Source organism: Acidovorax sp. HMWF029, from assembly GCF_003060895.1.
Classification (GTDB): domain Bacteria; phylum Pseudomonadota; class Gammaproteobacteria; order Burkholderiales; family Burkholderiaceae_C; genus Acidovorax.
Map to the genome: position 1 here is coordinate 24,246 of NZ_QAIH01000054.1, position 10,999 is coordinate 35,244.

Annotated in this window: 11 protein-coding genes; all 11 read left to right on the top strand. The window is 66.1% G+C overall.

The genetic code is table 11. From position 1 onward, the window contains the following. Nucleotides 1-5: 5 nt before the first annotated feature. The gene (locus DBR12_RS03415) at nucleotides 6-1,169 is read left to right on the top strand and encodes a hypothetical protein (RefSeq protein WP_108615963.1); all 1,164 of its coding nucleotides are present in this window, start codon (nucleotides 6-8) and stop codon (nucleotides 1,167-1,169) included. A 2-nt stretch (nucleotides 1,170-1,171) separates the two neighbouring features. Beyond that, a complete protein-coding gene (locus DBR12_RS22295) occupies nucleotides 1,172-2,515 on the top strand; it encodes a hypothetical protein (RefSeq protein WP_199226624.1) in 1,344 nt (447 codons plus the stop codon). Then, nucleotides 2,512-2,946 (top strand): hypothetical protein, encoded by a 435-nt coding sequence (locus tag DBR12_RS03425; RefSeq protein WP_108615964.1) that lies wholly within the window; start codon nucleotides 2,512-2,514, stop codon nucleotides 2,944-2,946. The genes DBR12_RS22295 and DBR12_RS03425 overlap by 4 nt, the downstream gene beginning before the upstream one ends. Before the next feature lie 10 nt (nucleotides 2,947-2,956). Continuing rightward, nucleotides 2,957-4,852: a hypothetical protein gene (locus DBR12_RS03430; protein ID WP_108615965.1), complete on the top strand. Its 1,896-nt coding sequence runs from the start codon at nucleotides 2,957-2,959 to the stop codon at nucleotides 4,850-4,852. Then, nucleotides 4,845-5,066, top strand: a complete 222-nt coding sequence (locus tag DBR12_RS03435) for a hypothetical protein (RefSeq protein WP_108615966.1) — start codon at nucleotides 4,845-4,847, stop codon at nucleotides 5,064-5,066. Before DBR12_RS03430 ends, DBR12_RS03435 begins: the two co-directional genes overlap by 8 nt. Before the next feature lie 128 nt (nucleotides 5,067-5,194). Next, complete coding sequence (locus DBR12_RS22510; RefSeq protein WP_233244278.1) at nucleotides 5,195-5,497, top strand: Com family DNA-binding transcriptional regulator; 303 nt, start codon at nucleotides 5,195-5,197, stop codon at nucleotides 5,495-5,497. Then, nucleotides 5,388-6,146 carry a DNA adenine methylase gene (locus DBR12_RS03445; RefSeq protein WP_255575903.1) on the top strand — a complete coding sequence of 253 codons (759 nt, stop codon included), beginning with the start codon at nucleotides 5,388-5,390 and terminating at the stop codon, nucleotides 6,144-6,146. The genes DBR12_RS22510 and DBR12_RS03445 overlap by 110 nt, the downstream gene beginning before the upstream one ends. A gap of 90 nt (nucleotides 6,147-6,236) precedes the next feature. Further along, nucleotides 6,237-6,479, top strand: coding sequence for a hypothetical protein (locus DBR12_RS03450; RefSeq protein WP_108615968.1), 243 nt, complete (start codon nucleotides 6,237-6,239; stop codon nucleotides 6,477-6,479). 272 nt (nucleotides 6,480-6,751) lie between these two features. Beyond that, nucleotides 6,752-8,956, top strand: a complete 2,205-nt coding sequence (locus DBR12_RS03455) for a TonB-dependent siderophore receptor (protein ID WP_233244280.1) — start codon at nucleotides 6,752-6,754, stop codon at nucleotides 8,954-8,956. 82 nt (nucleotides 8,957-9,038) lie between these two features. After that, nucleotides 9,039-9,284, top strand: a complete 246-nt coding sequence (locus DBR12_RS03460; protein ID WP_108615969.1) for a hypothetical protein — start codon at nucleotides 9,039-9,041, stop codon at nucleotides 9,282-9,284. Further along, nucleotides 9,281-10,849 carry a polyamine aminopropyltransferase gene (locus DBR12_RS03465; RefSeq protein WP_233244281.1) on the top strand — a complete coding sequence of 523 codons (1,569 nt, stop codon included), beginning with the start codon at nucleotides 9,281-9,283 and terminating at the stop codon, nucleotides 10,847-10,849. The genes DBR12_RS03460 and DBR12_RS03465 overlap by 4 nt, the downstream gene beginning before the upstream one ends. The last annotated feature ends 150 nt before the right edge of the window (nucleotides 10,850-10,999 follow it).

Genomic DNA, 10,999 nt, shown 5'->3' on the forward strand with positions numbered 1-10,999 from the left:
CAACCATGATCTACACCTTTGATTCCGCAATGACCGGCGCCTCGGTCCTGTCTGGCTCTGCAGGCGCGCTGCGCAGCGTCCTCAAGTCCTGCTTGGTCGATGGCTTCGGTGCCGGGGCCGTGGCATCGCTCACCGTCAATGCGGGCATTGCCACCGCCAACTACGCAGGCTCTCACCCCTTCCGCGTGGGCAGCGTGGGCCAGTTCGCAGGCTCCACACCCACAGCCCTCAATGGGCAAAAGCCCATCCTGAGCGCCACGGCTTCCAGCGTTACGTTTGCTGCCCCAGGCGTTGCCAACGGCGCGGCCACCGGCACCATCACCAGCAAGCTGGCCGCTGCTGGCTGGCAAGAGCTGTTTGCGGGCACCCTCGCCAACGTGTTGTGCCTCAAGCCCACCGTGCCCGAGGCCTCGGGCTGCGTGCTGCGCGTGGCCGACACAGGCACCACCAACGCCCGGGTGCGCGCCCACGAGAGCATGACGGACGCATCCACCGGCCCCGGCACCACGCCACTGGAGGCCCAGGTATCCGGGGGCCTGTACTGGCCCAAGAGCAGCGCGGCCAACGCCACGGCGCGCGCCTGGTATCTGGTGGCCGACGAGCGCGCCTTCTATCTGGCGGTGGACCCAGCAGGCACGGGCCGGTTCACGGTGCTGTTCGCGGGTGACCTCGCCAGCTTTAAAAGCGGCGATGCCTATGGCTACCTGGTCACCGGCAACGAAGCCGACCAGGTCAACGTGAGCACCGTGCCCAACGGCTGCGTGGGCTACTCGCACCGCAGCGCGCGGGCGGGGGCCTACTTTGTGCGATCTCACACGGCCATCGGCCAGGCGGTGGCCGCGCAGCGCATTGGCGCCCACCACAACGGCAGCACGGCAGATGCCTATGCGGGCACCTCGGGCTATTCGTGGGGCACGTATCCAAACAGCCCCAACAATGGCCTGTTGACCAGCCCCTTGGAGCTGGTGGCGCAGGGCATCCGGGGCACCTTGCCGGGTCTGCTGCACCCGGTGCAAGATCTGGGCACGGCCTTTGCCAACGGCGGCAACGTGGACGGCACCGACGACCTGGCCGGGCGCCGCTTGCTGGCGATCCGCACCGCACCGCCCTCTGGTGCTGTGACCGCTGGGACCGTGTTCCTGGATACCACCGGCCCCTGGAGCCGCTGACCATGGCCGCGCGGTTTTGGAGGCTCAGTGGCTTCATGCTGGGGGGGAACGACCTGGAGCTGGCAGAGGTTGCGCTGCTTAACGGCACCACGCGCCTGGACGGCGCCGCCACCCTCACGGCCAGCCATGCGCCCATCGCGGGCACGCTGGCTGCGCTCAAGGACAACAACGTGGGCAGCAGCTGCCGTTTCAGTGCTCAGGCCGTAGCGTCGGCTGGGTTCTTTTTGCGCTGGGACATGGGGGCTGCTGTAGAGGTGGATGGGCTGCGCCTGGCTGCTGGGGCATCCGCCCAGCGCTGGCCCAAGTCGCTCTCGCTGGCTTATTGGAGCGATGAGCGGGGGTGGGTGTATGTGGCAGATGGTACCGGCCTGCTGTTTCCCGGTGCCAATACTTGGGCCACCGACGCCGCAGCGGGCGTAGTTCCAACAGCCTGGAACCCTGCCGACAAAGGCAGCGGTATCTTGCTTTCTGACGGTGATCTTTTTGCCAGCAGCAACCACTACATGTCCGCAGTGCGTAGCTTGTACGGTAGTTCCTCAAAAAAGTTCTATTGGGAGGCATCGGAACTAAGCCCGTATGCGATGCCCGGCATCGCGACCGCAGCAGCGCCGGTTGAGGTCTTTTCTTCGACATATGGTGCTTACCCAGGCGCCAACGAGCATGGCTGGGGCTACTACAGCCAGGACTTTTATCACGGCGGCCAGGCGGTTATCTCCGGGCTGCCCACCATTGGGACATTCTCTGTCCTGAGCTTTGTGCTGGACATGGATTTGGGCACGCTGCGGCTGTGGTTTGACGGAGTGGACGCAGGCGTTGTGGCTTCCGGGCTCGGTGGGGACATTTACGCATTCTTTGGCTCGGGCGCGAGTGCCGTTGCAACCAGCCGGATGAACTTCGGCGCCACGCCGTTCGTGTATGCGCCGCCTGCTGGGTTTCAGCCAGGCCTCGGCCCCACGCGCCTGCTGTTCCCGATCCAAGGCGCTCAGCAGGTGCGCCCGGCGCGCTTTGCTGCGGCGCTGGCTGGCAGTGCCCCGGTGCCCGCATTCTCCACCGAGGGGGCGCTGCGTGCGCAGATGGCCCGCGACGTCGAGTTTGGCGGCCAGGCGCGCATCTGGGGCACCACCAAGATCAAGGGCACGCCCAACGTGCCCACCAAGGCCCGGGTGGTGCTGCAGCACCAGCGCAGCAAGTTGCCCGTGCGCGAGACCTGGAGCGATCCAGTGACGGGGGCGTTTGAGTTCACGGGCATTGACGCCAACCAGCAGTTTCTTACCCTGGCCGAAGACCTGGCGGGCAATTTCCGCCCGGTGGCCGCCAGCAAGCTGGTGCCCGAGGTGCAGGCATGAGCGGCACCTGGCGCATCGGCCCCGCGACGGCCCTGGCCCAGCTGCAGGCTGCAATTGACCTGGCCGACGCTGGCCCTGGCCCGAGCAAGGTGCAGCTTTTTACCACCGACCGCCATGCGGCGCTGGATGGCGCAGCAGGCGACACGCCCCAGGCCGAGATCGTGCTGGCAGTGCCTTGTGCGTCCATCGTGGGCGGTGGGCTGGTGCTGCACGTGGCCGACCCGGGCGGCTCCCTGGTGCTGACCACCGGCATACCGCGCTGGGGCCTCTGGGTCAACGGCGCGGGCGACATCGTGACCGAGGGCAGCGTCACGGACGAAGCCAACGGCGGCGACTTCTGGGTGGCCGGTGGCACCACGCCGCTTGGCGAGGCCAGCCCGCTTCTGCAGGCGGGCGGCCTGGTGGTGCTGGGCACCACGTCGCTGACATAAGGGCCAGCGCGTGGCAAGCACCGATCTGCTCTTCGACCAGGCGCCCAACCCTTCGGGCGGCCCGGTCGAGATCGTATTTGGAGACGACGGCGGGGGCGGCACGCCCGACGTGGTCGAGCTGCATGCGGCGGGCACCATCACCGGCATGCGCGGCCGCATCGGTGTGCGCGTGGCGGCCAGGCTGCGGGCTGCTGGCTCCATCACCGGCCTGCGCGGGCGCATTGGCGTGGTGTACGACGTCAACGTGGAGCGGCCCCTTGCCTGCACAACCGTCAACGGCTGGCAGGACGCGGCCCCCGTGCGGGCCAGCACCCAGGTGCGTTTCGAGCAGGCCTTGCCGGTGCAAGCCGCAGTGCAGGCCAACTGGCAAAACGCCCGCACGGTTGGCACGCCCCACCAGGCGCGCTGGCAGCAGGCGCAGCCCCTGGGTGCTGTGGTGCGCCAGGTCATGCAGCAGGCGCAACGCCTGGGCAGCGCCCCGACCCTGCAGCGCTTTGAAGAAGCCGCGCGCCTGCGCTCCATCGCCCTCCAGGGATTGCAGCAGGCCCACCGGCTCGCAGCGCCCCCGGTGCTGCAGCGGTTTGAAGACGCCACCCGGCTGCGCCACCTGGTGCAAAGCCGGTTTGAAGAGGCCCAGCACCGCCAGGCCGCCGTGCGTGACGTCTTCGGCCGCGCGGTGCCGCTGTCTCGCTTGGTTGCTGGGCGGTATGAAGAGGCACGCAAGCCGCCGCCAGGCGTCAGCGCGCCAGTGCAGCCGCCCATCGAGACACCTTGCTATGTGCCCGTGCTTCCTGCGCACCTGGTGTTTGAAGACCTGGCCGACAGCAGCCTGCCCGCGCACCTGGTGTTTGTGTGTGACGGCCATGGGCCGGGGCCACAGCCAGGCGAAACCATCGTTGTCCCCGTTCGAAGGACTTACATCGTGATCAACAACATCACCCTGCACCGGGTGGACACGGGCGCCGAGCTGAATGCCCACAGCTTCAACATGTCGCTGGACCACCAGTCCTGGACCTGGTCCTGGACAGCTTCACTGCACAACGATGCGGCCAACCACCTGGGCCGCGACAGCGCGGGCGATCCGGCCGAGCTGTCGGTGCTGGTCAACGGGGTGGAGTTCCGCCTGCGGCTGGAAGGCAAGTCGCGGGACCGCCGTTTCAGCCCCACGCGCTGGGCGGTGTCTGGCAAGGGCAAGGCCTCGGTGCTGGGCTCGGCCGACGCCCCCAAGCAGTCGTTTCGCAACCTGGTGGACCGAACGGCCCAGCAGCTCATGGCCGACGTGCTCACCGTGAACGGCGTGCCCATGGGCTGGACGGTGGATTGGGGCCTGGAAGACTGGCATGTGCCCGCTGGGGCCTGGGCGATGCAGGGCAACTACATCGATGCCATCAACGACATCGCAGGGGCTGCGGGCGGCTATGTGCAGCCCCACAACACGGCAGCCACGCTGCGGGTGCTGCCGCGCTACCCACTGGCGCCCTGGCACTGGGGCAGCATCACGCCAGACTTTGAGATTCCTGCCCATGCGGCCGAGGTGGAGGGCACCGAGTTCATCGACAAGCCTGCCTACAACCGGGTGTTCCTGGGCGGCATCGGTGCGGGGGTGTTTGGGCCATTCACCCGGGCGGGCACCCCGGGCAACGTGATCGCCCCCCAGGTGAACCACGCGCTGATCACCCACCCGGACGCGCACCGGCAGCGGGGCATTGCCGAGCTGTCGGACACCGGCAAGCAAGAGCGGATCACGCTGAACATGCAGGTGCTGCCCGAAACCGGGGTGATCGTGCCGGGCAAGTTCATCCGCTACCTCGGGGAATCCACGGTGATGGGCATCGTGCGCAGCACGTCCATCGATTGGAGCCGCCCCCGCCTGCGCCAAACGCTGGAGATCGAGACCCATGCCTAACGCTTACCGGGAGTTCATGGAGCTGATGCCCAACCAGCCCCTGGAAGTGGGCGAGATCACCTCCATTGCCGGGGGCGTGGCCATCATCACGCTGCCAGGCGGCGGGGTGATCCAGGCGCGGGGCGAGGGGACGGCTGGGCAACGCGTGTTTGTGCGCGCTGGCTTGATTGAAGGGGGGGCACCGACGCTGACGTACGTGTCGGCCGAGGGGTAGAAAAAAGACAGGGCGAGTGCAGTGGGTGCGCTAACACCCCCTGCAAACGCCTCTGCCGTGAGTGAGCACGGCATCGACCAAAGACCCTGCCACCTAGCTAGGCGGGGCTGATCATAGGTGATGCCGACATGCAAGAAGTGAGATGTGGACGGTGCCAGAAACTGCTGGCCCGCGCCGATGGAATCGTAGAGATCAAGTGCCCGCGATGCGGGTGCCTGAACCACTGGAGAGCCAGCCCCGCTGATCGCAGCGGGCAGAGCCCCCAACCAGAGCGCCACGAGCGTCACAAAGCAATGTGCAATGACGACGCAAAAAAGCCCTTTGGCATGGCTGGGCGGCAAGAGCCGCTTGGCAGACCGGATCATCGAGAAGATGCCGGTTCACCAGACCTACTGCGAGGTGTTCGCGGGCGCGGCCTGGGTGCTCTTTAAAAAGCCGGAAAGCAAGGTCGAGATCATCAACGACATCAACTCGGACCTCACCAACCTCTATCGGTGCGTGAAGTTCCACCTGGCCGAACTGGTCACCCAGTTCCGCTGGATGCTGGTGTCGCGTGATGAGTTCGACCGGTTCCTAAAAACGCCCGCTGACACCCTCACGGACATACAGCGGGCGGCCCGGTTCTTCTACCTGGCGAAGTCCAGTTTTGGCGCCCGGATCGTGAAGCCGACCTACGGCATCTCGGCAACCGGCGCGCCTCGGTTGAATCTTCTGCGGATCGAGGAGGACCTGAGCGAAGCCCATCTGCGCCTGGCACGGGTGTTCATCGAGAACAAGCCCTACGACCAGGTCATTCAGCGCTTTGACAAGCCGGGCACGTTTTTCTACGTTGACCCACCGTATTGGGACTGCGAGAAGGACTACGGCGAGGGGTTGTTCAGCAAGGACGACTTCGGGCGCTTGGCGGCCCTCCTGGGGGCGGTAAAGGGCAAGTTCATCCTGAGCCTGAATGACACCCCCGGGGTGCGGGAGACCTTTGCGGACTTCCGTATTGAGGCTGTGAAGACCCGGTACAGCATCAGCGGCAGCAGCAAGCAGGAGGCGGCCGAGGTGCTGATCAGCAACTTCAAGCTGGCCTAGTGCCAGACAACGGCGGTCTGGCTTGGCTTGCTGGCGAGGCTTTAAAGAGCGGTACTGGGTTCATCGCAACACCACTTTAAAGAGCCTTCAATGATCACCTTCCAAAACGCCAGCGGCCTCGAATTGATTGATGCAAACCAGGAATCGACCGCCTTGGAAGCCTACCAAGCCAGGCAGGCCAACATTTCCATCCTGTTGGCGGCACTGAACAACCGCCTGGCAACACACAGCGAGAAGGCAGCTAACAAGCCCAGGAACTGGGGGTATGCAGGCGATCTGGGAAGTGTTCAGGAGGAACTGGAGAGGATCGTTGCGATGCTCTCCAGCGATTGAAAAGACCCGTAGCCGGGTTTAAAGGCCGCCTCCGGGCGGCTTTTGTTTGGGCTATTCAGTGCCAAAGGCGGCGAGATTTAGCGCCAAAGGCGGCGTAAATCAGTGCCAAAGCGCGCGGCGCGCCATTCTCTACGCGCACCGGCAAGGGGCTTTTCCAACGCCGTTTCGCTGGCAAGGAATTTAATAAGAATCGTTATCATTTGCATTAAAATGTGTGGCTTTTGTAAAGAGTCGCAAGCGCTTGTGCGCTGCGTGCTCCACCGATTGCACACATGGACACCAACGCCTTCCGCCACACACTCACCGCCTTCAGAGCGCCCCGCCCTGGCGCAGCCCCATCCAACACCGTCCACCGCTCCCTGGCCCAACGTCAGCGCGCCGCTGTCAGCCAGCCCTGGCTGATCGGTGCGAGCCTGGCCGGGCTGATGATCGCAGCGCCCGCCTTGGCGCAGGGCGAAGCCGCCTTGCCCACCATCAGCGTCTCAGGCTCGCAATACGACGCGGATGACGTGCGCCCCGAGGGCGTGACCACCGCCACCAAGACCTACATGGCGCCCAAGGACATCCCGCAGACCATCGACACGCTGGAGGTCAACAAATATAAAAGCTACGGCATCAACGACCTGGCCACCATGCTCGACGGCGTGCCCGGCGTGAACACCAACTACGACATGCGCGGCGAAGGCGTGCTCATCCGTGGCTTCAGCGCCGACTCGGGCGACATCTACCGCGACGGAATCCGTGAATCCGGCCAGGTGCGCCGCAGCACGGCCAACGTCGAGCGCATCGAGATCCTCAAAGGCCCAGGCTCCGTCCTGTACGGGCGTGGCGGTGGCGGCGGCATCATCAACCTCGTCAGCAAGCAGGCCCGCTTCGACGCAAAAAGCAGCGTCACCCTGCGCGGCGGCTCGTGGGATAACTACGGCGGCACCATCGACATCAACAAGGTCGTCAACCCCCACGTCGCCGTGCGCCTGACGGCAGACCGCGAACAGGCCCACAGCTTCCGCAGCGGCATCCGCAACAAAAACGAAATGATCTCGCCCAGCATCCTGGTGGACACGCGCACCGGTCTGCGCTGGGCGGGGCAATACACCTACGACAACGTCTGGCGAGTGCCCGACCGGGGGCCTGTGTATGGCGAGCTGCCCGCCAGCGTCTCTACGCACCAGGGCTTTGCCCACCCCGACGACTACGTGCAAGACCGCCTGCGGGTACTGCGCTCGGACTTGAGCTACGACTTCAACCCCGCCTGGAGCCTGCGCTGGCTTGCCAGCAAGCGCGAGGCCAGCCAGGACTTTGACCACGTCTTCGGCGGCACCTACTGCAACACCGCAGGGCGCACCGCCACCGGCGCAGCCTGCAACTACCGCGGCCAGCTGCGCCAGAACTACGCCTGGCAAGCCACCAACAACAAGACCACCACCCACACCCTGGACCTCACTGGCCGCGTGGACGTGGCGGGCATGCGCCACGAACTGCTGATGGGCCTGGAGCACAGCAGCGAAGAGCGCCAGCCCCAGGTGTATGGCACCGTGCCGTTTGGCGCCACCATCAACCCCCACAACCCCGTGTGGCCCGCCAAACCTGCGCAACGCCCTGCCGCTACCCAGAACAACCTGCACGAAGCCACATCGCGCGCCCTGTATGTGCAAGACCTGATCCACCTGGCGCCGCAATGGAAGCTGCTGGTGGGCGCACGCTACGACAGCTACGACTTTGACACCCTCAACCGCCTCACCAATGCCCGCCGCGCCGCCAGCGGCGACTCCGTCAGCCCGCGCGCGGGCCTCGTGTGGCAGCCCACGGCGCAGCACAGCATCTACACCTCGTACAGCAAAAGCTACTCCCCCTACGGCGGGCGCGGCATGCTGGGCGTGAGCGGCGCGCAAGACGACGAGCCGCGCTACTCCCGCCAGATGGAGGCGGGCGTCAAGAGCGACTGGCTGGCAGGCGCACTGTCAACCCAGTTGGCGGTGTACGACCTGGAGCACTACAACATTCGCTACCAGCCCGATGCCGTCAACTTCCCCAACGACTGGGCCGTGCGCGGCAAAGAACGCTCGCGCGGCGTCGAGCTCAGTGCCGCAGGCCGCCTGGCCGCTGCGTGGTACGTGCGCGGCGGCGCCGGGGTGATGAGCGCCAAGGTGGTTGAAGACCGCAGCGCACCGGCCAACGTGGGCAAATACCTCATCAACACCGCGCTGCGCAACGGCAACATCTTTGTGCGCTACGCCCCCCAAGGCCACTGGTATGCAGAACTCGGTGTGACCCACACCAGCGCACGCTGGATCAACGCCGCCAACACACAGCGCCTGCCCGGCTACACCCGCTGGGACGCCTTGGTAGGCTGGCGCACCGCGCCCTGGACGGTCACGCTGGCACTGTCCAACCTGCTGGACAAGGAATACTGGCGCTCCACCAGCATGCCGGGCGCCCCCCGCAGCGTGCTACTGAGCGCCAACTACCAGTTCTGAGCCAGGCGGGGCGGTGTGCAGGGGCCCGGCGCGGCGTGTGAAAATCCGCACGCCCGGCACCCAGGCCCCAACCGCACTCCCCATGAACGAATTCCACCAATGGAACCTGCTCCACCACCGCCCATGGGACGCCCCGCCCCGGCTGGGCGGTGCCAGAACCGATGAACTGTTCGGGCTGAAGGCCTGCACGTCGCTCGGCGATGCCGCCGTCCGCATCGCAATCGCCGATGGCTGCCTCGCCGCCACCGCCACGGGGCCGTCCCCCGTGCTATTGCGCGATGCTGGGCGCTATCAGTGCGCCAAGCTCCACCCTCCGGTGCTGGCGTGACCCAGGTGCCATCGGCGTTGCCCGATCCTGGCGTGCAGCCGCAGCCGCCCACCGGCCCCCGCCCCATCGAAATCGCCCTGCTCGCCAGCGTGTTTGTGGTGGCCGCCTGCGGCCTGCTGTATGAGTTGGCGGCGGGGGCGCTGGCGTCGTATGTGCTGGGCGATTCGGTGCTGCAGTTCAGCACCATCATCGGCACCTACCTTTTTGCCATGGGCGTGGGCTCGTGGCTGTCGCGCTACTTTGAGCGGCAGCTGCCCGCGCATTTTTTGCGCATCGAGTTGATGGTGGCGCTGATTGGCGGGCTGCTGCCCGCCACGCTGTTCCTGGCCAATGCGTACGCGCCGGGGGCTTTTCGGCTGCTGCTGTACGGCATGGTGTTCATGGTGGGCATGCTGGCGGGGCTGGAGATTCCGCTGGTCATGCGCATCTTGAAGCGCAATGTGGCGCTCAAGGACCTGGTCTCGCAGGTGCTCACGTTCGACTACCTGGGCGCTCTGGTGGTGTCGATGGCGTTTCCGCTGCTCTTGGTGCCGCACCTGGGGCTCATCCGCACGGGGCTGCTGTTTGGCGCGATGAACGCGGCTGTGGCGCTGTGGGCGGTGTGGCTGTTCCGGCACGAGCTGCGGCGCCTGAAGGCACACCTGGCGGCCTGCGTGATGGTGCTGGGCATTTTGCTGGGTGCGCTGGCCGGGGCCGAGCACATCACCACCTTTGCCGAAGACAAGTTCTACCAGGACCGCATCGTGTTCAGCACCGCCTCGCCCTACCAGCGCATCGTGGTCACCCAGGGCCGTGCGGGCCACCGGCTGTACCTGAACGGCAACCTGCAGTTTGCGCAGGCCGACGAGTACCGCTATCACGAGGCCCTGGTGCACCCCGCCATGGCCGCCCACGGCGCGCCCAAGAAGGTGGCGGTGCTGGGCGGCGGCGACGGCATGGCGGTGCGCGAGATCCTCAAGTACCCCTCGGTCGAATCGGTGACGCTGGTGGAGCTGGACCCGGCGATGACAAAAATCTTCAGCGAGAACCCGCGCCTGGCGCAGCTCAACGGCCAGGCGCTGCAGAACCCCAAGGTGAAGATCATCAACACCGATGCGTTTGGCTGGTTGCAGCAGGGCGCGCCAGAAGACACCTTTGATGTGATCGTGGTGGACTTCCCCGACCCCACCAACTTCTCGATTGGCAAGCTCTACACCAACAGCTTTTATGCCCTGCTGGACCGCCGCCTGGCCGCCAGCGGCTACGCGGTGGTGCAGACCACATCGCCCCTGGTGGCGCGCAAGAGCTACTGGACGGTGGCGCAGACCATTGAATCGGTGGGCCTGTCCACCGCGCCCTACCACGCGCATGTGCCCAGCTTTGGCGAATGGGGTTTCATCATCGCCAGCCACCGGCCCTGGCGCATGCCGCAGGCGCTGCCGCCCGGCCTGCGGTTTTTGGCCCCCGACACGCTGCCGCTGCTGTTTGACTTTCCGCTGGACATGGCGCGCGTGTCAGCCGATGTGAACCGGCTGTCGAACCAGGCGCTGGTGCATACGTATGAGCGCGAGTGGGGAAAACATTGAACACCCCCCTGAGTCGCTGCGCGCCTTCCCCCCTCTCTTGCAGCGCTGCGCGCAGCGGGAGGGGGGACGCTCCCGGCGCGGCGGGGCGGCCCTTGCGCGGGAGCCCTGGCCTGGGCCGCTACCACTGCATGCCGTGGAGGGTATGTAACC